The organism is Hymenobacter busanensis (genome assembly GCF_008727865.1).
Taxonomy (GTDB): Bacteria; Bacteroidota; Bacteroidia; order Cytophagales; family Hymenobacteraceae; genus Solirubrum; species Solirubrum busanense.
In genome coordinates this window covers 93297-115860 of sequence record NZ_VTWU01000010.1, presented here as the reverse complement: position 1 = coordinate 115860, position 22564 = coordinate 93297, and the positions used below count along the sequence as shown (strand labels likewise).

General features: G+C 60.0%; 24 protein-coding genes. 21 read left to right on the top strand and 3 right to left on the bottom strand.

The window, feature by feature from the left end:
• Positions 1-81: 81 nt before the first annotated feature.
• The 3 genes from F0P96_RS20390 to F0P96_RS20380 all read left to right on the top strand — a co-directional run bounded on the left by F0P96_RS20390 (position 82) and on the right by F0P96_RS20380 (position 4165).
• Positions 82-693, top strand: a complete 612-nt coding sequence (locus tag F0P96_RS20390; RefSeq protein ID WP_151080845.1) for a HupE/UreJ family protein — start codon at positions 82-84, stop codon at positions 691-693.
• Positions 694-903: 210 nt separating this feature from the next.
• Entirely contained in the window at positions 904-3273 is a 2370-nt protein-coding gene (locus F0P96_RS20385) for a M1 family metallopeptidase (protein WP_151080844.1), read from the top strand.
• Between the two features lie 145 nt (positions 3274-3418).
• On the top strand, positions 3419-4165 hold the full coding sequence (locus F0P96_RS20380) for a hypothetical protein (protein WP_151080843.1): 747 nt from the start codon (positions 3419-3421) through the stop codon (positions 4163-4165).
• On the opposite strand, the gene F0P96_RS20375 is transcribed toward F0P96_RS20380, so the two are convergent.
• On the bottom strand, positions 4138-4404 hold the full coding sequence (locus tag F0P96_RS20375; RefSeq protein WP_151080842.1) for a hypothetical protein: 267 nt from the start codon (positions 4402-4404) through the stop codon (positions 4138-4140). The two genes, F0P96_RS20380 and F0P96_RS20375, sit on opposite strands and share 28 nt — an antisense overlap.
• A 490-nt stretch (positions 4405-4894) precedes the next feature.
• Between F0P96_RS20375 and F0P96_RS20370 the strand changes: the two genes are divergently transcribed.
• The 4 genes from F0P96_RS20370 (at position 4895) to F0P96_RS20355 (ending at position 8151) form a co-directional block, all read left to right on the top strand.
• Entirely contained in the window at positions 4895-5269 is a 375-nt protein-coding gene (locus F0P96_RS20370; RefSeq protein WP_151080841.1) for a PH domain-containing protein, read from the top strand.
• A 116-nt stretch (positions 5270-5385) separates the two neighbouring features.
• Positions 5386-6039, top strand: coding sequence for a beta/alpha barrel domain-containing protein (locus F0P96_RS20365; protein WP_151080840.1), 654 nt, complete (start codon positions 5386-5388; stop codon positions 6037-6039).
• Between the two features lie 227 nt (positions 6040-6266).
• Positions 6267-7532, top strand: a complete 1266-nt coding sequence (locus F0P96_RS20360; protein WP_151080839.1) for a carboxypeptidase-like regulatory domain-containing protein — start codon at positions 6267-6269, stop codon at positions 7530-7532.
• A gap of 193 nt (positions 7533-7725) precedes the next feature.
• Positions 7726-8151: a hypothetical protein gene (locus F0P96_RS20355; protein WP_151080838.1), complete on the top strand. Its 426-nt coding sequence runs from the start codon at positions 7726-7728 to the stop codon at positions 8149-8151.
• Positions 8152-8229: 78 nt separating this feature from the next.
• Here F0P96_RS20355 and F0P96_RS20350 read toward each other — a convergent pair whose 3' ends face one another.
• A complete protein-coding gene (locus F0P96_RS20350; protein WP_151080837.1) occupies positions 8230-9603 on the bottom strand; it encodes an NAD(P)/FAD-dependent oxidoreductase in 1374 nt (457 codons plus the stop codon).
• 237 nt (positions 9604-9840) lie between these two features.
• On the bottom strand, positions 9841-10515 hold the full coding sequence (locus F0P96_RS20345) for a carboxypeptidase-like regulatory domain-containing protein (protein ID WP_160620142.1): 675 nt from the start codon (positions 10513-10515) through the stop codon (positions 9841-9843).
• A gap of 127 nt (positions 10516-10642) precedes the next feature.
• On the opposite strand from F0P96_RS20345, the gene F0P96_RS20340 reads away from it, so the two are divergent.
• From F0P96_RS20340 to F0P96_RS20275, 14 genes are all read left to right on the top strand, one after another.
• Positions 10643-11038, top strand: coding sequence for an ArsR/SmtB family transcription factor (locus tag F0P96_RS20340; protein WP_151080835.1), 396 nt, complete (start codon positions 10643-10645; stop codon positions 11036-11038).
• 124 nt (positions 11039-11162) lie between these two features.
• Positions 11163-11483, top strand: a complete 321-nt coding sequence (locus F0P96_RS20335) for a (2Fe-2S) ferredoxin domain-containing protein (RefSeq protein ID WP_151080834.1) — start codon at positions 11163-11165, stop codon at positions 11481-11483.
• 62 nt (positions 11484-11545) lie between these two features.
• The gene (locus F0P96_RS20330; protein ID WP_151080833.1) at positions 11546-12238 is read left to right on the top strand and encodes a YjjG family noncanonical pyrimidine nucleotidase; all 693 of its coding nucleotides are present in this window, start codon (positions 11546-11548) and stop codon (positions 12236-12238) included.
• Positions 12235-12660 carry a hypothetical protein gene (locus F0P96_RS20325; RefSeq protein ID WP_160620145.1) on the top strand — a complete coding sequence of 142 codons (426 nt, stop codon included), beginning with the start codon at positions 12235-12237 and terminating at the stop codon, positions 12658-12660. Before F0P96_RS20330 ends, F0P96_RS20325 begins: the two co-directional genes overlap by 4 nt.
• Positions 12661-12716: 56 nt before the next feature.
• Positions 12717-14384 carry an L-glutamate gamma-semialdehyde dehydrogenase gene (gene pruA / locus F0P96_RS20320; protein WP_151080831.1) on the top strand — a complete coding sequence of 556 codons (1668 nt, stop codon included), beginning with the start codon at positions 12717-12719 and terminating at the stop codon, positions 14382-14384.
• Between the two features lie 234 nt (positions 14385-14618).
• Positions 14619-15005 (top strand): NADH-quinone oxidoreductase subunit A, encoded by a 387-nt coding sequence (locus tag F0P96_RS20315; RefSeq protein ID WP_151080830.1) that lies wholly within the window; start codon positions 14619-14621, stop codon positions 15003-15005.
• A gap of 87 nt (positions 15006-15092) precedes the next feature.
• The gene (locus tag F0P96_RS20310; protein WP_151080829.1) at positions 15093-15650 is read left to right on the top strand and encodes an NADH-quinone oxidoreductase subunit B; all 558 of its coding nucleotides are present in this window, start codon (positions 15093-15095) and stop codon (positions 15648-15650) included.
• 74 nt (positions 15651-15724) lie between these two features.
• Positions 15725-16288, top strand: a complete 564-nt coding sequence (locus F0P96_RS20305; RefSeq protein WP_151080828.1) for an NADH-quinone oxidoreductase subunit C — start codon at positions 15725-15727, stop codon at positions 16286-16288.
• Positions 16289-16429: 141 nt separating this feature from the next.
• Positions 16430-17701, top strand: coding sequence for an NADH dehydrogenase (quinone) subunit D (nuoD, locus tag F0P96_RS20300; protein ID WP_151080827.1), 1272 nt, complete (start codon positions 16430-16432; stop codon positions 17699-17701).
• A 10-nt stretch (positions 17702-17711) separates the two neighbouring features.
• Complete coding sequence (locus tag F0P96_RS20295) at positions 17712-18278, top strand: NADH-quinone oxidoreductase subunit NuoE family protein (protein WP_151080826.1); 567 nt, start codon at positions 17712-17714, stop codon at positions 18276-18278.
• Between the two features lie 17 nt (positions 18279-18295).
• Positions 18296-19636 (top strand): NADH-quinone oxidoreductase subunit NuoF, encoded by a 1341-nt coding sequence (gene nuoF / locus F0P96_RS20290; RefSeq protein ID WP_151080825.1) that lies wholly within the window; start codon positions 18296-18298, stop codon positions 19634-19636.
• Between the two features lie 50 nt (positions 19637-19686).
• A complete protein-coding gene (locus tag F0P96_RS20285) occupies positions 19687-20703 on the top strand; it encodes an NADH-quinone oxidoreductase subunit G (RefSeq protein ID WP_151080824.1) in 1017 nt (338 codons plus the stop codon).
• Between the two features lie 72 nt (positions 20704-20775).
• The gene (gene nuoH, locus F0P96_RS20280; protein ID WP_151080823.1) at positions 20776-21903 is read left to right on the top strand and encodes an NADH-quinone oxidoreductase subunit NuoH; all 1128 of its coding nucleotides are present in this window, start codon (positions 20776-20778) and stop codon (positions 21901-21903) included.
• 12 nt (positions 21904-21915) lie between these two features.
• Complete coding sequence (locus F0P96_RS20275) at positions 21916-22488, top strand: NuoI/complex I 23 kDa subunit family protein (RefSeq protein ID WP_151080822.1); 573 nt, start codon at positions 21916-21918, stop codon at positions 22486-22488.
• Positions 22489-22564 lie beyond the last annotated feature (76 nt).

The following is a 22564-nucleotide window of genomic DNA, read 5'->3' as shown; positions in this document are numbered from 1 at the left end:
TTGAAAAGCCCCGTCGGCACTGCGCCGGCGGGGCTTTTTTGTGGGCGGCTGGTAAACAGTCGAACGGGCTATTTTTGCGCCATGTCCGTTTTCCAGACCTACCTCCAGCTGGGCTTCTTCCACATTTTCAACCTGCGGGCCTACGACCACCTCGTGTTCCTGCTGGCCTTGTGCGCGCCGTATGTGCTGCAGGACTGGCGCCGCGTGGTGGCCTTGGTTACGAGCTTCACCGTGGGTCACTCGCTCACGCTGGCGTTGGCCACGCGGCGCATCGTCGCGTTTCCGCCGGCCGTTATCGAAACGCTCATTCCCATCACCATTCTGCTCACTTGCCTGGGCAATTTCTGGCGCGCCCCGCGCGAGCCGCGCCGCAACGACACCCGCCGCCCAGCGCCCGTGTGGCTGGGCTGGGCCAACCTGCTGGCCGCCGTGTTCGGGCTGATTCACGGCCTGGGCTTTTCCAACTACCTGCGCGAACTGCTGGGCCAGAATGCCCGGCCGGTGCTGGAATTGTTGGCCTTCAACGTGGGCGTGGAGTTGGGCCAGCTGCTGATTGTGGGCCTCATTCTGCTGGTGGGCTTTGTGGTGTTGCGCGGTTTCCGGGCCACGCGCCGCGACTGGGTGCTGGTGGTCAGCGGTGCGGCGGCCGGTATTGCCGTGGTGCTGCTGCTGAACCAGCTGACTGGTGCATAAACCCGGCTTTTGCCCTGACATTCAGGCCCAAATATTCGCCCGCCGAAACTCTTCGCGCAAAAAAGGCTGTTCGGGGTGGCAAGCCGCGCAACACTTGCACCCCGGCGGTGTTTTTGTCTTTCTCTGGTAGAAACTCTCCGTGGTTGCTGCTTTTTGCCGCAGTGCCCGCGCTACCTTAGAAGCTCATTGTTTTCGCTCCTCACTCACCGTATGCGTTTACCCTTTCTCCTGACTGCCGGCGTGGTTGCAGCCCTCGCCGGGCCGTGGGTGGCCCCGGCTTCGGCCCAAAGCACCAATTCCGGCACCGACAAATTTGCCCAGCTCGGCCAAGAGCTGCCCACGCCCAACACCTACCGCACCGCCTCGGGCGCGCCCGGCAAGGACTACTGGCAGCAGCGCGCCGACTACAACATCAAGGTGTCGCTCAACGACGACAACCAGAGCATATCGGGCGCCGAGGACATTACCTACACCAACCTCTCGCCCGACAAGCTCACCTACCTCTGGCTGCAGCTCGACGCCAACATCTACGCGCCGAACTCGATGACGGCCTCGACCCAAACGGCCGAGCTGAAGGACAAGCTCTCGTTTCAGGCCCTGGAATACATCCAGCGCACCGGCTTCGACGGCTCGTTTAAAATTGAGGACGTGCGCGTGAAGGGTGGCAAAACCCTGCCCTACACCGTCAACTACACCATGATGCGCATCGACTTGCCGCAGGCCCTGGCGCCCAAGCAGTCGATTACCTTCTCGGTGAAGTGGCACTACAACGTGAACGACCACCTGAAGCTGGGCGGCCGCTCGGGCTACGAGCTGTTCCCCGAGGACAAGAACGTGCTCTACGAAATTGCCCAGTTTTACCCCCGCATGGCCGTGTACGACGACGTGAACGGCTGGCAGCACAAGCAGTTCCTGGGCACCGGCGAGTTCACCCTGCCCTTCGGTGATTACCGCGTGGCCATTACCGCCCCCGCCGACCACGTGGTGGGCGCTACCGGCACCCTGCAGAACCCCGACCAGGTGCTGACCGCCACCCAGCGTAAGCGCCTCGAAGAAGCCAAATCGGCCAAGAAGCCGGTGGTGATTGTGACGCAGGCCGAGGCTACGCAGGCCGAGAAGAACCACGCCAAAGCCACCAAAACGTGGGTGTACGCGGCCAAAAACGTGCGGGACTTCGCCTGGGCGTCGTCGCGCAAGTTCATTTGGGATGCCATGGGCACGCAGGTAGAAGGCAAGCCGGTGCTGGCCATGTCGTACTACCCCAAGGAGGCCAACCCGCTGTGGGGGCAGTACTCGACGGAGGCCGTGGCGCACACCATTCGCACCTATTCCAAGTACACCATTCCGTACCAGTACCCGGTGGCCATTTCGGTGCACGGCTCGATTGGCGGCATGGAATACCCCATGCTGTGCTTCAACGGCTACCGGCCCGAGAAAGACGGCACCTACTCGGCCGGCACCAAGTACGGGCTGATTTCGGTGGTGATTCACGAGGTGGGCCACAACTTCTTCCCCATGATCATCAACTCCGACGAGCGGCAGTGGACGTGGATGGACGAGGGCCTGAACACCTTCATGCAGTACCTCACCGAGCAGGAATGGGAGCGTAACTACCCCTCGCGCCGCGGCGAACCGCGCCAGATTGTGGACTACATGCGCGCCGACCGCAACGTGCAGAACCCCATCATGACCAACTCGGAGAGCGTGCTGCAGCTGGGCAACAACGCCTACGGCAAGCCCGCCACGGCCCTCAACATCCTGCGCGAAACCGTGATGGGCCGGCAGCTGTTCGACTTCGCCTTTAAGACCTATGCCCAGCGCTGGGCCTACAAGCACCCCAAGCCGGCCGACTTTTTCCGTACCATGGAAGACGCCTCGGGCGTGGACCTCGACTGGTTCTGGCGCGGCTGGTTCTACGGCACCGACCACACCGACCTCGCCATCGAGGGCGTGCAGTGGTACAAGGTCGACTCGAAGAACCCCGAGGTGGAAAACGCCCGCCGCCGCGAGGAGCTGAACGCCGCCCCGCAGAGCCTCTCGCAGCAGCGCAACCTGCAGGACATTCAGAAGACCCTCATCGACGACAAGCCCGAGCTGAAGGACTTCTACAACGGCTTCGACGCGCTGGCCGTGACCGACGCCGACAAGGCCGCCTACCAGAAATACGTGGCCACGCTCTCGCCCCAGCAGCAGGAAACGCTGAGCAAGGGCCTGAACTTCTACCAGGTGAACCTGAAGAACCTCGGCGGCCTGGTGATGCCCGTGATTGTGCAGATGACCTACGCCGACGGCAGCAAGGAAGTGGTGAACATTCCGGCCGAAATCTGGCGCCGCAACAACGCCGAGGTAACCAAGGTGTTCGTGACCGAGAAGCCGGTAGCCGCCTTCACCCTCGACCCCTTCCTGCAAACGGCCGACACCGACCTTTCCAACAACGCCTTCCCGCGCCAGCTGGCCCCGTCGCGCTTCGAGCTGTTTCAGCAGCAGCAACAGGCCGCGCCCAACCCCATGCAGCAGCGCAACGTGTCGTCGCAGCAGCCCCAGCGCGTGGGCGGCGGTAGCACGGGTGGAGGTAAATAGGCTCTTTCATCTACTTATTGACACCAACAGCCTTCTTGTCCTTACAAGGGGGCTGTTTTGCTTTCAAACACTACATTCGCTCAATAGCATTGCTGTCATTTCCTTCGACGAAGGTCTAATAAATACACACTACACACGCTCAAAAATGAAGAATTTATTCTCCTTCAATTACGATACATTTAATTATTGGCCTATATATGATGCAGTAAAAAAATACTACCCGTTAGGTATAGACGTGAATAGACAAGATGTTCGCATCACCAAAAGAAGTGAGACTTTTGTCGACAACTACCCTGCAAACAAGGATATACAGGAGCTAATACATGAGAATATATTTATTCAAAAAAACCATTCTACCAGATGGGGAAGCTTTCAAAAGGATTTACAGAACCAAACAGCAAAGCGTATAAGAAATACTTCCAATCTGATGTGGCCCTGTTTCAGTGGCAATGTGGTTTTAAGCAACAAGAAGAATGGCAATTGTATCTATAGTTCAGAGCTTCGTTTTGCGGTCAGCCTTCTTGGTCCATTTTACACCATATATGGGGCCGACTCAACAACGCTGGTACTACACTCAGGCATCCCGCATCCTGATGAGCCTACATACCCGGTCCGTTTTCCTTCCATAAATGCCATTACCGCATCACCTTATCAAGAATATGAATCCACATTCCAGATAGTGCAGGATAGTATTCGAAAATGCTTTCCAGGATACAGGTTAGTGCCATTTGTCATTAACACCATGCGTATTGAAGGACTGCACTTAGATCATTTTGAGGAGCAGGATCCAACCATCCACGATGCATTATTTTACAACCTTGAGAACTTCACGTATAGCATGCGAAGAGTTCGAGGAGACAAAAGTTACGGCTGTGATGAATGGCGAATTTGAAACAGTAGTTTTAAACTCATACGCATTCCTACAAAGCATTGAATCGTGCAAATTTCCTTTGATACATCATACTCATCGGGATGCAATGCCCGTTGCAAACGTGCAGAAGCCATTGCATCCCGATGAGTAGGCCGTTGCAAACAAAAAGAAGCCTCTGCATCGGGTTGCACTGGCAGTTGCAACGGCGCAGAAGCCATTGCAACCGGATGCAATGCCTCTTGCACGCGAGCAACGGCCATTGCAATCCGATGCAATGACCGTTGCAAACGCGCAGCCGCCGTTGCAACCGGTTGCAACAGCTGCTGCTGTGGCCCAAAGCACGCGCCGAACGGCCTCGATGGGTATCGTTAGAGGCAGCGGGCCTATCCTTCGCTTTGGACAGTGCAATTTTTCTTTGATACATCCTACTTGTCATGACACGACGGCTTCTGCACGTTTGCAACGGCTGTCTTGTCAAGGCACGATGGCATTTGCTCGCGTGCAGAAGCCGTCGTGTCCAGGCATAAAGGCCGTTGCTCCCGCGCAATGGGCATCGTGTCAAGGCAAGGAGGCCGTTGCAAACGTAAAGAAGCCGTCGTGGCTTAACACGATGCCCGTTGCAAACGCGCACAAGCCGTCGTGCCAAGGCAAGGCGCGGGCAGCGGCGCGTACCGCGCAGCCGTTTTTCGACGTACTTTCCGTTCGGCCTCACAGCCCCACACTGACATCTCGTAACTCGCAACTGACATCATGGGCCTCCTCGACGCATTACTCGGCAACGCTTCGGAAAGCGACATCAACGAAACCCAGCAGGAGCTGCTGCGCATCCTCGCCTCCGACGAGCGGGTGGAGCGCGCCTACGCCATCATCCGCGACCAGATTATCTTCACCAATAAGCGCCTGATTCTGGTGGATAAGCAGGGCGTGACGGGCAAGAAGCGCGAGCTGCTGAGCGTGCCCTACCGCAGCATCGAGCGGTTTTCGATGGAAACTACCGGCCACTTCGACCTCGAATCGGAGCTGCACATTTGGGTGCGCGGCATGGCCGCGCCCATCAGCAAAACCTTCCGCAACGACCAAACCATTCACGACGTGGCCCGCGCCCTGGCCGAATATGCGTTGTGAGTAAATAGCTGAATGGCCGGATGGCTAAATGGCTGGTCATTCTGGCGAATCGGAATAATCAACCAGTTAATCATCCAGCCATTTAACCATTCGGCCGTGCAGCCGTTCCACCGTCTATGGTCCGATTTACTGCCGCGCACGCCCTGGAACAGGCCCGCCGCACCCCGCTGATTCCGGTATTTTACCACGCCGCCGAACCTTACGCCCGTAAGGTGCTGGCGGCCTGCTACGCGGGCGGCGTGCGCCTCTTTGAGTTTACCAACCGCGGCCCCGACGCCTTCGACATCTTTGCCGACCTCCAGCAGTTTGTGGAAGCCGAGTACCCCGACCTGCTGTTGGGTGCGGGCACCATTTTCACGGCCGCCGAAGCCGAGCGGTTCATTGCCGCCGGTGCCGATTTCATCGTGCAGCCCGTCATGCGGGCCGAAGTGGCGGCCGTGTGCCAGCGCCACAACCTGGCTTGGCTACCCGGCGCCCAAACCCTGAACGAAGTATATGACGCCCTGCACCTGGGCGCCACGCTGGTGAAGCTGTTTCCGGGCAGCTACCTGGGGCCGGAGTACCTGCGCATTCTGCGCGGCCCGTTGCCGCTGGCGCCCATCATGGTCACGGGTGGCATTCAGCCTACCCCGGCCGTGCTTACCGAATGGGCCAGCGCCGGCGCCACCTGCGTCGGCATCGACTCGCGCCTGCTCGCCACCGATGAGCCCACCGCGCTAACCGCGCAGGTAGCCGAGCTGCTGCGCATTGTGCAGCAAAAACCGGCATAGCTACGAATAGAAGCCGGTTTTAACCAGTTTCAACGATAGTCGACCTCCGTGGCACACCGCCTTGGTGCACGCGCCGCCGTGGCTTTCCCTCACTTTGAGAGAGGAGGCCGAGAAATGAGGTTCTGAGCGTTCGGGAAATTTTACCGCCCGAAAAGCGTTGAGGCAGCACTACGCCCCGCGTAGTTTCGCCTTCCATTGCTCTACATCTGCCACTAGCCCACCCGCGCGTGCCTCTGCTTACCCACCTTCTTCGCTACCGCGCTGCCGCCCGACTCGGCGCGATGCTGCTTCTGCTGCTGCTTTCGGCCTCCGTGGCCCAGGCGCAGTACCTCATCCGCGGCGTCACCATCGACAAAGACACCAAGGAGCCGATTCCCTTCACCAGCATTGGCGTGAAGGGCACCACGGCCGGTACCACCAGCAATGCAACCGGCGAGTTTACGCTGCGCGTGCCCACGCTGCCGGCCACCCTCATGGTATCGGAGCTGAGCCACCAGCGCGACTCGGTGGTGGTGACGAGCGTGGATGCCCCGGTGCAGATTACGCTGGCCTCGGCCAACATTGTGCTGCCCGAGGTGGAAATCAAGAGCTACGCCGCTACGCTGGTCACGCGGGCCTACTCGCACCTGAAGGCCAACTACAACCGCCCCTTCTACGGCAAGGCCTACTACCGCCAGATTACCCGCCTCGACAACGACCCCACCGAGCTGCAGGAAATGATCTGGAACGTGAAGTCGAGCAACGCCCGCATCGAGGGCACTTCGTTGGCACAGGCACGCTACGCGGCCAAAGACGCCATCATTAATTTCCGGGACTTCTCGTTTTACACCCGCGCCTACGGCCTCTACGACGCCCGCGTGGACAGCCTGAAGTCCTTGGCGCTGCTCTCGCCCAACGCCGCCGACAACTACATTCTGGAGCTGGTAGGCGTGATTCAGCAGGGCGACCGGGACGTGGCCGAAATCAGCTTCGAAACCAGCCCCAAGCTCAAGAGCTACCGCGCCAAAGGCACCGTCTGGATCGACGTGGACAGCTACAAAGTGGCCCGCTTTCACATCACCACGCCCACGTTCACCGGCTCGGCTAACAACCCCACCTATACGCTCAAAAACACGAAGCTGGAGTTCGATATCGTGTTTCAGAACACGCCCGGCCCGGTGTCGCCGCTCGACCACATCAACACCTCCCTCACCTTCGACATCGACCGGCCCGGTGTGAAGCCCAAGCGCATGAACGTGTCGGCCTACACCTTCTTCTTCGACACCGGCGATGCGCCCACGCCCGGCGCGGCCTACCGCAAGCCGGCTTTGCAGGAAAAGGACCTCGACGAAATCCGCAAAACCACTTACGACCCCGAGTTCTGGGCCAACAACCCGGTGGTGAAGCGCACCCCCTTGGAGGACGAGGTAGCCGAGTCGTTCGAGAAGAAAGGGGCCTTTGGGACCATGGTGAAAAAGCCCGCAGTGAAGCCCACGCGCAAACTGCAGCGGTAGCACCCGCCGTAATTTGGCCTTTCGCAAAAGCTCTGCTTTTTTCCGAAAGCAGGGCTTTTGTATGGTAGTAGTACTTCTTTATCAAATTTACGAAGTAGCATCATCGGCGAAAAAAATAGCACCGGCTTGCAACCGATTGGAAGGCGTGCGGCTCCTCTACCCAAATCCGTACTTTTTCCTACCCATTTTCTGCATGAAAACTTCTTTGCTTCTCGCCTCCCTGGCCACCACGGCCGCCCTGGCTACCAGCTGCGACATGACCACCTGTGAAAAGCCGCCGCAGCCTGCCTGCACCACCGGCACCGTGCTCGGCCACACCTGCATGGCCGGCACGCTGGTGCAGTTGCGCGGCGCCAACGTTGGCGGCCAAACCATTCAGTACGACGCCGACGGCACGGGCCTGAAAACCTACCAAAACGTAATTGCCACCTACACCGACCTGGGTACGCTGAGCGAACGGGGCACCACCCTGCACTTTACCTACCGCGCCGGCGGCACCAAGCCGGAGGTCAATTGCCTGGCCGCCGACGCGCCGGCCGACATGAAGCCGTACACGCTCTGCAACATCTCGGCCGCCGCCTGCCCCGGCGACGAAGTCACGACGCAAAGCACGAAATAGCCCAGTGCCTGCTGCCATGAGGGCCGCAAAAAGCCCCGCCGACTCACGTTGGCGGGGCTTTTTCGTTAACTGAGAGGATTATGCAGCCGGTGTCTGAATGGCGGGCGGCGTGGGGTTGTACTGCGGCGTGGAAGCCTGATGCTCGGCGGTTTTCTTGCCTTTGTCGTCCTTCACGTCGCGGCGGCTGAAGGGGCGGATGATGAGGCGCAGGGCTTGGTCAGAGCTGAAGTAGCTAAAGGCCCAGTCGGTGAGGGCCACCACTTTGTTGCGGAAGCCCACGAGCGTCATCAGGTGCACAAACAGCCACGTGAGCCAGCCCAGGAACCCGCGGAAGTGTCCTTTCGGCAAATCGACCACGGCCTTGTTGCGGGCCACAATGGCCATTACGCCCTTGTTGTGGTACTTGAAATCGACGGGCGTTTGGCCTTTGGCCAGCCGGCGGAAGTTTTCGGCCAGGTGGTCGGCCTGCTGAATGGCTACCGGCGCCAGCATGGGCAGGCCCTTGGGCATGTCTTCGGTCACCATGTTGGCCACGTCGCCGATGGCAAACACGTTGGTGAAGCCCTCCACCTGGTTCCAGCGGTTGACGGTAATGCGCTTGTTGCGGGCCACCACCGCGTCGGGCAGGCCGGGCACGGCGGCCCCGTTCACGCCGGCCGCCCAAATCAGGTTTTCGGTCGGGATAAACTCGGTTTCGGAGTAGTAGGCCTTGCAGTCTTCGTAGCGCTTGATGCTGGTGTTGAGCCGGATGTTCACGCCCAGCTCCTTGAGGTACTCAAACGCGTCGCGCTGCGACTGCGGCGACATGGGCCCGAGCAGCTCGGCGCCGGCTTCCACGATGTAAATCTGCATCTGCTGCAAATCCAGCTCGGGGTAGTCTTTCGGCAGCACGTGCTTGCGCATTTCGGCCAGGGAGCCGCTGATTTCGACGCCGGTGGGACCACCGCCCACCACCACAATATTCATTAGGGCCTGCCGCTGCACGGGGTCTTCGGTGAGCAGGGCCTTCTCGAAGTTCTGGAAGATGTAGCTGCGCAGGTTCAACGCATTCGGAATGCTCTTGATCTGCATGGCATTCTTCTCGATGCTCTCGATGCCGAAAAAGTTGGTGAGCGACCCGGTGGCCAGCACCAGGTAATCGTAGTGGATGTCGCCGATGTTGGTGTGCACCGTGTTGGCGGCCGTGTCCACGCGCTGCACGTCGGCCATGCGGTAGAAGAAGTTCTTCTGGCCGGCGAAGATTTTGCGGATGGGGTAGGCAATGCTGTCGGCCTCCAGCGCGCCGGTGGCTACCTGGTAGAGCAGCGGCTGGAAGTTGTGGTAGTTGTTGCGGTCGATGACCACCACCTGCACGGGGTCGTGCTTAAGGGCCTTGGCCAGGCGCAGGCCGGCAAAGCCGCAGCCGATGATGACCAGGCGCGGGTGCGAGGATTTGGGAAGGTTCGTATCCATGGCAAACCAGAGAAAGTGCGGGGGAAGGTAGCCCGCCGCGGCACAATACGGCCGCACTTCAACTTTACCCCAAAACGGCACGGGTGGTTGCGCGCTAGCTCAATGTGCCAGGCCAAAAACAGACCTGTCATCCTGAGCAGCGCGAAGGACCTTCTTACCGCTGAACAATTGTGTTCTGGCGTGAGAAGGTCCTTCGCGCTGCTCAGGATGGCAGCTGTTTTTCCTGGTATTTCTCCCCTAGTCCTTCTTCTTGAAGTCGCCGTTTTTCACCTGCTGAATGAGCTGCAGCCAGCTGAAAGGATTCAGCAGCGGGTTGTTGGAATACGGGTTGGGCGCGGTGCCGTAGCGGCGCTGCTGGTCGAGCTGCTGCATCTGCATGGTTTGGCGGTAGTTGGCCATGCTGGTGACGGGCGCGTTCAGGAAAATGCGCCGCAGAATCTGCTCGTTGAGGTTTTCGGCCGTGCGGGAGCCGCGCTCCTTGGGCAGCTCCAGGGCCAGGAAAGCGCGCTTGAAGTCCTTCTCGGTGAGGTAGGGAAAGATGCGAACCTCGGGCAGCACGGTGGCGTCTTCCTTCAGTTGCACAATCACGGAGTAGCTCTGGCGCGGGTAGTCGGGCGGAATGACCACGTACTGGTTGCGGTAGCCCAGACTGCGAATCACGATGGAGTCGCCGGCCAGCACGGGCAGCGAGAAGTAGCCGTAGGCATTGGTGGCGGTGCCGCGGCCCGCTTTCGGCACAAACACCGCCGCGCCGGGCACGCCCAGCAGCGAGTCGCCGGTGGCCACGATGCCCGTGAACTGCACTACCTGCCGCTGGCCCTGGGCTTGTGTGTGCTGCGGCAAAGCCAGGAAAGCCGCCAGCACGAGCAGCAAGAAGCCAAGCGGGAAACGAAAACGGGCAATCAAGGGCATGTCAGGCGGTTGCAGATAACAAAGATACGGCTCTTTCACAGAGCCAGGGAAAGGTGCCAGACGCCGGCGGCTTACCTTTGAGCAAGGAGCCGCCCGGCGGCTACATAACCCGCAGTTCAGCCAAAAGATGCGTCTCAAACACTTTTCCGTTGCATTCGGGCTCGGTTTATTCAAGGCCCTCGGCGACGAGTCGCGGGTGCGCATCCTGCATTTGCTCTGGCGGAACCAGGAAATGTGCATCTCCGACCTCGAGCAAGTGCTGGATTTCACCCAAACCAAAGTTTCCCGGCAACTGGCGCAACTGAAAAATGCGGGTTTGGTGAATTTTCGGCGCCTCGACAACTGGATGTTCTACTTCATCAAGGACGAGTACGCCGAGCTGTTGCAGCAGCAGCTCGGCTACATGGAGCGCGACGCGCAGCTGGTGAAGGACCAGCAGATTTATAAAACGCTGTGGTCGAACCGCGAGTTGGCCGCGTACAAGCTGCAAAACCGCCACTGGACCGGCACGCCGCAATCTTGACCGAGCTGTCATCCTGAGGCGCAGTCGAAGGACCTTCTCGCAGGCTAACGACTTGCATTGAACAGATACTCCCAGGCTTGATAGGGTCCTTCGCTCTGCTCAGGATGACAGATGAACAAGCACCATGAATTACCAGCACCACTTATTTATTTGCACCAACCAGAAAAGCGAGGTTGGGAAAGACGTGGCCAAGGCCCTGAAGAAAGAGCTGAAAAAGCAGGACCTGAAAAGCCTGCTCATTGGTGGTAAAAAGCGCAAGAACAGGGTGCAGGCCGTGGGGTGCATGGATGTGTGCAAGCACTGCAAAAAAGGTCACGGCGCGGCCGTGGTGGTGTATCCCGAGGCCGTTTGGTACGGCGACGTACAGCCGCGCGACGTGGCCGACATCGTGCATGAGCACTTGGGCCAGGGGCGCCCGGTCAAACGCCTGCTCATCGAAAAATAACCGCCACTTGGTATCCGATTCGCCCCAAGTGTTGTTGCTTGCCTATTGATTCCACTGCTTCCGTGAAATACCGTCACCTCTTCTTCGACCTCGACCACACCCTCTGGGACTTCGAGAAAAACGCCGACGAAACGCTCCGCACGCTCTTCGTTCGCCACGACCTGGCCCGCCACGGCACCTTCACCGTCGACGCGTTTATTGAGCGGTACCGCGAGGTGAACAGCGGCCTCTGGCGCCTCTACCAAAGCAGCAAAATCGACCAGCAGCAACTGCGCAGCACCCGTTTCCCGCGCACCCTGGCCAAGTTCGGCGTGCCCGAGGAAGAAGTACCGGCCAGCATCAGCAAGGACTTCACCGACCTGCTGCCGCAGAAAACGGCCGTGTTTCCCTACACCCACGAGGTGCTCGACTACCTGCGCGGCAAGTACACGTTGCACCTCATCACCAACGGCTTCAAGGATATACAGTTCGTCAAGCTCGCCTCGTCGCAGCTCACCGACTACTTCCAGGAAGTGGTAACGAGCGAGTGCAGCGGCTGCCTGAAGCCCGACCGCCGCATCTTCGAGCACGCCCTGGAGCGCACTGGCGCCACCGCCCAGGAAAGCCTGATGATTGGCGACAACCTCGAATGCGACGTGCTGGGCGCCTACAACGCCGGCATCGACCAGGTGTATTTCAATCCCGATAAGCGCCGGCACAACGCCGAGGTGACGTACGAAATCAGCTGTTTGAGCGAGTTGAAATCGTTTTTATGACGCCTTCACGCGCTTTCGTGGTGCAGTCACTTATCATCGGCCTCGTGTTTGCTAGCTTTTCTACCGCCGAATTGTGGGCCTGGTATCAAGTAAGCCAACAACCGCTGACCGATGCCCAAATCATAGGTAATTATCAAACCTATGATAGAAGAGGGCAACGCTACTTTTTAAAACTACGGACTGCTTCAAACCGGGCAGTCAAGGATGAAGTATCATACAATCTTTACAAAGAAACTTTGGGTAGGAAATCGTTTCGAATCCGTGAGCTTGTTGGGTACGATACAATAGTCCACGAAGGAGAAACAGCTTCTTCCCTCTCAATTTTAGGCGCGCTCATGGGATTCCTCCTGCTGCTTTGCGGAGCAGTGGCGCAAGTTGCTCGCTACCAAAATCCAGAAGCAAAGGCCAACAAAACCATCTGATTCCGACCAGTGGTCTACCTTTGCCCGCTCCAACCCGAACCATCATTTCCCTTGTTATGGCCAACGGCTTTTTCAACGTCCCTGCTCCCAAAAACGAACCGGTAAAAGGCTACGCCCCCGGCTCCCATGAGCGCGCCGAACTCCAGGCGATGCTCAAAACGCTCAAAAAGCAGGAGCGCGACATTCCGATGTACATCGGCGGCAAAGAGGTGCGCACCGGCAATACTCAGCGCATCAGCCCGCCCCACGACCATAGCCATACCCTCGGCCAGTTCCACCTGGGCACCGCCGAGCACGTGCAACAGGCCATCGACGCGGCCCTGGCGGCCCGCCCCCTGTGGGCCGAGTTGCCCTGGCAGGAGCGCGCCGCCATCTTCTTGAAAGCCGCCGAGCTGCTGGCCGGCCCCTACCGCGCCAAGCTGAACGCGGCGACCATGCTGGGCCAGAGCAAGAACGCGTTCCAGGCCGAAATCGACGCGGCCTGCGAGCTGATCGACTTCTTCCGGTTCAACGTGCACTTTATGCAGCAGATCTACCAGCAGCAGCCCGAGTCGGCGCCCGGTATGTGGAACCGCCTGGAGCACCGCCCGCTGGAAGGCTTCCTGTTCGCGCTGACGCCGTTCAACTTTACTTCCATTGCCGCCAACCTGCCCGCCGCCCCGGCCATGATGGGCAACGTGGTGGTGTGGAAGCCCGCCAACACCCAGATCTACTCGGCCCAGGTGCTGATGGAGCTGTTCCAGGAAGCCGGCGTGCCCGACGGCGTCATCAACCTGGTGTTCGTGGACGGCCCCACCGCCGGGGAAGTCATTTTCAAGCACCGCGACTTTGCCGGCATCCACTTCACCGGCTCTACCGGGGTGTTCAACGGCATCTGGAAAACCATCGGGGAGAACGTGTCGAAGTACCGCTCCTACCCCCGCGTGGTGGGCGAAACCGGCGGCAAGGACTTTATCCTGGCCCACCACTCGGCCAACGCCAAAGAGGTAGCCACCGCCATTACCCGCGGCGCCTTCGAGTTCCAGGGCCAGAAGTGCTCGGCCGCCTCGCGCGCCTACATTCCCTCGAACCTGTGGGACGACGTGCGCCAGTACCTCGTGGAAGACCTGAAATCGTTCAAGATGGGCGACGTAGAGGACTTCTCGAACTTCATCAACGCCGTCATCGACGAGAAGTCGTTCGACAAGCTGGCCAAGTACCTCGACAACGCCAAGAACGACGCGGACGTGGAAATCCTGGCCGGCGGTGGCTACGACAAGTCGAAGGGCTACTTCATCGAGCCGACCGTGCTGGTAGCCAAGGACCCGCAGTACGTGACCATGTGCGAGGAGCTGTTCGGCCCGGTGCTGACCCTGCACGTGTACGACTCGCAGCAGTTCGAGAAGACGCTGGAACTGGTGGACGGCACCTCGCCCTACGCCCTCACCGGTGCCATCTTCGCCAAGGACCGCTACGCCGTGGACCTGGCCACCAAGAAGCTGGTGCACGCGGCCGGCAACTTCTACATCAACGACAAACCCACCGGCGCCGTGGTGGGCCAGCAGCCCTTCGGCGGGGCCCGCGCCTCCGGCACCAACGACAAAGCCGGGTCCATCCTGAATCTGCTGCGCTGGGTGTCGCCGCGCACCATCAAGGAAACCTTCGTGCCGCCCGTGGACTACCGCTACCCCTTCCTGGGTGTGGACAACCACGAGGATTTGAACCAGGCGAAGGGCGGCTTCTAAGCTGCGCCGGAACCCCGAGAAACAGCCGCTGCAGGAAACTGGAGCGGCTGTTTTGTGTTTATCAACGGCCGGCCCGGATAGCCGCTATTCTCCGTAGAACTTATCCAAGCCGCCCGCCAAAATCGGCAGCTGCACGCATCAAGCCCGCATTGGCCTTTGATTCGTTGCACCCCCCCGGTTTTCGTCCTACCTTTGCCCCCCAATGCCTTTTTTCAACAGCAACACCCTTTCGCCATGCTGTTAGCTACCACCGCCACCTACCAACCGGCCGATTACCTGCCGATTCTGATTCAACTGGGCCTCGCACTGGCCTTTGTCGCGTTTTCGATGGTGGTGTCGCACCTCGTCGGGCCCAAGCGCCACTCCAAAGTGAAGGATTCGTCCTTCGAGTGCGGCATCGAGTCGGTGGGCAATGCCCGTACCCCGATTTCGGTGAAATACTTCCTCACGGCCATTCTGTTCGTGCTCTTCGACGTGGAAGTCATCTTCATGTACCCCTGGGCCGTCAACTTCCGCGAGCTAGGCACCACCGGCTTCGTGGAGATGCTGCTGTTCATGGGCCTGCTGCTGGCCGGCTTCTACTACATCATCAAGAAGGGCATTCTGAAGTGGCAGAACTAAGCTAGACCCAGGTAAACCTTTGCTTTCCGGCTGGTGTTCGGAAGGGCAAGGTTGCCGCTTAGCTTATTCCTAACCAGACTTTTCACCATGAGTGATAACCGCGTTCCTGAAATCAAAACGGTAGCCGCCCCCGAAGGCCTCGAAGGCGCCGGTTTTTTTGCCACTTCGCTGGATAAAGTGGTGGGCATTGCCCGCGCCAACTCGCTGTGGCCGCTGCCGTTTGCTACCTCCTGCTGCGGCATCGAGTTCATGGCCACCATGGGCGCCCACTACGACATTTCGCGTTTCGGCTCGGAGCGGCCGTCGTTTTCGCCCCGTCAGGCCGACCTGCTGATGGTGATGGGCACTATTGCCAAGAAGATGGCTCCCATTGTGAAGCAGGTGTACGAGCAGATGGCCGAGCCCCGTTGGGTGCTGGCCATGGGCGCCTGCGCCTCCTCGGGCGGTATTTTCGACACCTACTCCGTGCTGCAAGGCATCGACCGCATCATTCCGGTCGACGTGTACGTGCCCGGCTGCCCGCCCCGCCCCGAGCAGGTGCTGGAAGGCCTGATGCGCGTGCAGGAGCTGGCCAAAAACGAGTCCCTCCGCCGCCGCAACACCCCCGAGTACCAGGCCCTGCTGGCGTCTTACAACATCAAGTAAGCTGTTAGCTATTGGCTGTTGGCTATAAGCTAGCACCCAATGGCCAACAGCCAATAGCTAACAGCTCACCCCCAATGGCTGAATCCAACGAATCCCCCGCCGCCCAGGAGCTGGCCGCCGAGCAAGATCCTACCGCAGCTGCCAACGCCCGCGTGCTGGCCCGCCTGCAGGAGCTGTTCGGCGCCGACGCGTTTACCGACGTGGAGGAGCCCTACGGCTTGCTTACGGTCACTACCACCCGCGAGCGGATTCACGACATCATTGACGTGCTGCACGGCGAAGAGCAGCTGCAGATGAACTTCCTGACCACCATGTGCGGCATGCACTGGCCCGAGCAGGAAGGCCGCGAGTTGGGCATGGTGTACCACCTGCACAGTCTCACCCAAAACATCCGGCTACGCCTGAAAATCTTCTTTCCCATTGCCGACCCTGTAGTACCCACCCTCACGGACATCTACGCCACGGCCAACTGGATGGAGCGGGAGGCCTACGACTTCTTCGGCATCATCTTCACCGGCCACCCCAACCTCATTCGCATCCTGAATGTGGAGGACATGGACTACCACCCCATGCGCCGGGAATACCCCCTCGAAGACGGCACCCGCGAAGACAAAACCGATTTGTTCTTCGGCCGATAAACCCATTTGTCATGCTGACGAAGGAACCGCAGGAAGGCGTAAGCCAAGCATCTTATCAAAGCCACTTTCGTCAGAAACAGTAAATCAGCAAAGCATGGACGTGATAAGGTCCTTCGCTTCGCTCAGGATGACAACTTCGACATGGCAACGAACGACACGCTCGACGCTACCCATAAAATCATCGAGGAAGCCCGCGAAACTGAACGTCGGTTGCGCGGCTCCCTGGTACCCCGCACCGAGGACTTCAGCCAGGAGCTGACGACTCTGAACCTGGGCCCTACGCACCCGGCCACGCACGGCATTTTCCAGAACATCCTGCAAATGGATGGCGAGAAAATCATTTCCGGCGTGCCCACCATCGGCTACATTCACCGGGCTTTTGAGAAGATTGCCGAACGCCGGCCCTTCTACCAGATTACGCCGCTGACGGACCGGATGAACTACTGTTCGTCGCCCATCAACAACATGGGCTGGCACATGACGGTGGAGAAGCTGCTCGGCGTGACGGTACCCAAGCGCGCCCAGTACATCCGCGTCATCATGATGGAACTGGCCCGCATTGCCGACCACCTGGTCTGCAACGGCATCCTGGGCGTGGACACCGGCGCGTTTTCGGGTTTCCTGTACCTGTTTGAGGAGCGCGAAAACATTTACGAAATCTACGAGGAGGTCTGCGGCTCGCGCCTGACCACCAACATGGGCCGCGTGGGCGGCATGGAGCGTGATTTGTCGCCGGTAGCCATCGAGAAGCTGCGGGTGTGGCTGAAACGCTTCCCGGCCGTGATGCGCGAGTTCCAGAACCTGTTCGACCGCAACCGCATCTTCATGGACCGCACCATCAACGTGGGTCCGATTTCGGCCGAGCGCGCCCTGAACTACGGCTTCACCGGCCCGAACCTGCGCGCCGCCGGCGTCGACTACGACGTGCGGGTGATGAACCCCTACTCTTCGTACCAGGACTTCGACTTCGAAATTCCGGTGGGCACCAACGGCGACACCTACGACCGGTACCTGGTGCGCAACGAGGAAATCTGGCAGAGCCTGCGCATCATCAACCAGGCCCTGGAAAACCTGCCCGAAGGCCCCTACCACGCCGACGCGCCGCACTACTACCTGCCGCCCAAAACGGAGGTGTACCGCAACATGGAGGCCCTCATCTACCACTTCAAAATCATCATGGGTGAGATTGAAGCGCCCGTGGGCGAAGTGTACCACTCGGTAGAGGGCGGCAACGGCGAGTTGGGCTTCTACCTGGTGTCGGACGGCGGGCGCACGCCCTACCGCCTGCACTTCCGCCGGCCCTGCTTCATCTACTACCAGGCATACCCCGAAATGGTCGTTGGCTCCACGCTGTCCGACGCCATTCTTACTCTGAGCTCCATGAACGTCATTGCCGGCGAGCTGGACGCTTAATCTGCTGCGAATGGAATCGACAACCGCGACCGTAAAGCCGCAATTTTCGCAAGCCGCCCAGGCTGAAATTGCCCGTCTGTTCACGCATTACCCCGCCGAGCGCCGCAAGTCGGCCCTGCTACCGCTGCTGCACATCGCGCAGGCCGAGTTTGGCGGCTGGGTGAGCCCCGAGGTGCAGGACTTGGTAGCCGAAACGATTGGCATCCTGCCCATCGAGGTGTACGAGGTGTCCTCGTTCTACACCATGTTCAACCTCAAGCCGGTGGGCAAGCACGTGCTGGAAATCTGCCGCACGGGCCCTTGCATGCTGCGCGGCTCCGACGAGCTGACCGCCAACCTGGAGCGCATCACCGGCGCCAAAGTCGGCGGCACCTCGCCCGACGGCCTGTTTACGCTGAAGGAAGTGGAGTGCTTGGCCGCCTGCGGCACGGCGCCCATCGTGCAGGTGCGCGAGAAGTACTACGAGCAGCTCGACACCCAAGAAGCCGTGGACGCTATGCTCAATGAGCTGCGCAACCTGGTGCACCGCCCCTTGCTTCCATGGGAAGAAACCGGCCTGCAGCACACCCAACAATAACCTGAGCCAATACCGTCATGGGCCGCAAGCTACTGACCGAACATATTAACGTCCCCGGCATCGACACCTTCGAGGTATACCGCAAACACGGCGGCTACCGCTCGGTGGAGAAGGCCCTGAAGACGATGACGCCCGACGAGGTGGTGGAAGAAGTGAAGAAGTCAGGCCTGCGCGGCCGCGGCGGCGCGGGCTTCCCCACGGGCATGAAGTGGAGCTTTCTGGCCAAGCCGGAGGGTATTCCGCGCCATTTGGTGTGCAACGCCGACGAATCGGAGCCGGGCACCTTCAAGGACCGGGAGCTGATGTCGAAGCTGCCGCACTTGCTGGTGGAAGGCATGATTACGAGCTCGTACGCGCTGGGCGCCAACACCTCCTACATCTACATCCGCGGGGAGCTGCTTTACGTGCTGCGCATCCTGGAAAAAGCCATTGCCGAAGCCTACGCCAACGGTTTCCTCGGCAAGAACATCCTCGGCTCGGGCTACGACCTTGATCTGCACGTGCACCCCGGCGGCGGCGCCTACATCTGCGGCGAGGAAACCGCGCTGCTGGAGTCGCTGGAAGGCAAGCGCGGCAACCCGCGCAACAAGCCCCCATTCCCCGCTGTGCAGGGCCTCTACGCCCGCCCCACGGTGGTCAACAACGTGGAATCCATTGCTGCCGTAGTGCCCATCATCAACGACGGCGGCGAGGAATACGCCAAAATTGGGGTGGGACGCAGCACGGGTACCAAGCTGATTTCGGCTTGCGGCCACGTGAAAAACCCCGGCATCTACGAAATCGAGCTGGGTGTACCCGTTGAGGAGTTTATCTACTCCGACGAGTACTGCGGTGGCATCTGGAAAGGCCGCGACTTGAAGGCTGTGGTAGCCGGCGGCTCGTCGGTGCCGATTCTGCCCAAGGACCTCATTCTGAAAACCGCGGCCGGTGAAAACCGCCTGATGACCTACGAATCATTGTCGGACGGCGGCTTTGTGACCGGTACCATGCTCGGCTCGGGTGGCTTCATTGCCATGGACGAGACGACCTGCATCGTGCGCAACACCTGGAACTTCTCCCGTTTCTACCACCACGAGTCGTGCGGGCAATGCTCGCCCTGCCGCGAGGGTACGGGCTGGCTGGAAAAGGTGCTGCACCGCCTCGAGCACGGCCACGGCCACATGCACGACATCGACCTGCTGGTGAGCGTGGCCAAGCAAATCGAGGGCAACACTATCTGTCCGCTCGGCGAAGCCGCCGCCTGGCCGGTAGCTGCCGCCGTGCGCCACTTCCGCCACGAGTTTGAGTGGCACGTAACCCACGCCAAGCAAGCCGCCCAACCCGGCGCGGTGTACCCGGCGCAAGGCGTGCTGGCGTAACTTTACCTGATTGAACTGACCTTTCGCTCCTCTCATCGGGAGTTCTGAAAATGGCTAAAATAACCTTCGACGGCGTTGAGGTGGAAGTACCGGACGGTACCACCATCCTGAATGCAGCCCGCAAGATTGGCGGCGGCATTGTGCCCCCGGCCATGTGCTACTATACCCCGCTGAAGGGCTCGGGCGGCAAGTGCCGCGCCTGCCTGGTGCGCGTGGCGGCCGGTTCGGCCAAGGACCCACGCCCCATGCCCAAACTGGTGGCCTCGTGCGTGACGCCGGTGCAGGACGGCATGGTGGTGGAAAACACCACTTCGCAGCAGGTACTGGACGTGCGCAAGGGCATTGTGGAAATGCTGCTCATCAACCACCCGCTGGACTGCCCTGTGTGCGACCAAGCCGGCGAGTGTGATTTGCAGAACTTCGCCTTCGAGCACGGCGTGGCCACCACCCGCTACGAAGAGGAGCGCCGCACCTTCGAGAAAATAGACATTGGCCCCTACATCCAGCTGCACATGACGCGCTGCATCCTGTGCTACCGCTGCGTGTACACCGCCGACCAGCTCACCGACAAGCGCGTGCACGGCGTGCTGGGCCGCGGCGACGCCGCCGAAATCGGCACCTACATCGAAAACGTCATCGACAACGAGTTCAGCGGAAACGTCATCGACGTGTGCCCGGTGGGCGCCTTGACCGATAAGACCTTCCGTTTCAAGCAGCGCGTGTGGTTTACCAAGCCCGTGAATGCCCACCGCAACTGCGAGCATGAGAAGTGCTCGGGGCGCGTGGTGCTCTGGTACAAGGGCAAGGACGTGCTGCGCGTAACGGCCCGCAAGGACGAGTACGGCGAGGTGAAGGAGTGGATTTGCAACACCTGCCGCTTCGAGAAAAAAGAAACCGCCGACTGGACCATCGAAGGGCCCGCGCACGTCGACCGCACCTCGGTTATTTCGGCCAACCACTACGAGCTGCCGGTGGTGAACCCCCAAGTCATTGCCGACCTGCCCGAAAGCTCCGTGCGCGACCTGGAAAACAACCCGCCGCTGAAACTCGGCGCCGGCCGCCAGTAACCCGTTAGCTCCGGCTCCGCTTACTTTTACCACGCTTCATCAGCTCATAGCTTACCGCGCAAGCTCGAACGAATGGAAATTCCCCTGTTGGCCTGGCAAGGTCTCGTTATTCTGGCGGTGTTCGGCATTACCCTGCTGATTGCCACGTATTCTACCTACGCCGAGCGCGTGGTGGCGGCCTTCCTGCAAGACCGCGTCGGGCCCGACCGCGCCGGGCCTTTCGGCTTGCTGCAGCCGCTGGCCGACGCCGTGAAGCTCTTCACCAAGGAAGAGTTCTTCCCGAGCGGCGCCAACCGTTGGCTGTTCGTGTTCGGCCCCTGCCTAGCCATGACCACGGCGCTGATGGCGTCGGCCGTTATTCCGTTCGGCAACACGCTCATCTTCGGCGACGGCACCGAAATCCGCCTGCAAGCCATTGAAGTCAACATCGGCATGCTCTACGTGTTCGGCGTGGTGTCGCTGGGTGTATATGGCATCATGATTGGCGGTTGGGCCTCGAACAACAAATTCTCCCTGCTGGGTGCCGTGCGCGCCGCCGCCCAGGCCGTGAGCTACGAGCTGGCCATGGGCATGGCCCTGATTGCCTTGTTGATGGTAACCGGCACGCTCAGCCTGCGCGAAATCACGCTGCAGCAGTACAACGGCCTTTGGAACATCGTGTACCAGCCGCTGGGCTTCATCATCTTCTGTGTGTGCGCCTTCGCCGAAACCAACCGCACGCCCTTCGACTTGCCGGAGTGCGAAACCGAGCTGGTGGGCGGCTACCACACCGAGTACTCGTCGATGAAGATGGGTTTGTACCTGTTTGCGGAGTACATCAACGTATTTGTGGCTTCGGCCGTGATGAGCACGCTCTACTTCGGCGGCTTCAGCTTCCCCGGCGAACATTGGGTATACAACACGCTCACCCAGTCGCAGGGCGAGCTGTTTGCCCACAACGTGGTGACCATCCTGGGCACCGTCACCATCTTCGCGAAGATATTCTTCTTCATTTTCTTCTTCATGTGGGTACGCTGGACGCTGCCGCGCTTCCGCTACGACCAACTGATGCGCCTGGGCTGGACGATGCTCTTCCCCATTGCTATCCTGAACATCCTCGTGACGGGCGCTTGCATCCTGTTCTTCGGCGCGAAAGACCCGAAGATTGAAGCGGCGAAAAAGCCCCAGACGACCGAAACGCGAACCGTAGTTCGCGGCTAACGCCGACCTCTCATGCAACTGACCAATAGATCCAAGCACTTAGAGAAGAAGCCCATGACGCTGGCCGAGCGGGCCTACTTGCCGGCTATTCTCACCGGCATGGGCATCACGCTCAAGCACTTCTTCTCTAAGAAAGCCACCATCCGCTACCCCGAGGAGCTGCGCCCCATGTCGCCCACGTTCCGCGGACTGCACGTGCTCAAGCGCGACGAGGTAGGCCGGGAGCGGTGCACCGCCTGCGGCCTGTGCGCCGTGGCCTGCCCCGCCGAAGCCATTACGATGGTAGCCGGCGAGCGGAAAAAAGGCGAAGAAGGCCTCTACCGCGAGGAGAAGTACGCCGTCAGCTACGAAATCAACATGCTGCGCTGCATCTTCTGCGGCCTGTGCGAGGAGGCGTGCCCCAAAGCCGCCATCTACCTGCAGGCCGACAAGATGGCCCCGCCCCGCTTCGAGCGCGACGAATTCACCTACGGCAAAGACCGGCTGGTGGAGCCCGTCGACCCGAGCGCCCGCAGCAAACGCGGCATCCAGCTCACGCCCGAACAAGCCGAAGCCCTGGCCCGCCGCATGGCCGGCATGGAATAATTGTTAAATGACTTTTGAATTGCTAAATGGCTGAATTGTCGAATTGTTAGCCGTATAACGACGGCAATTTGACCAT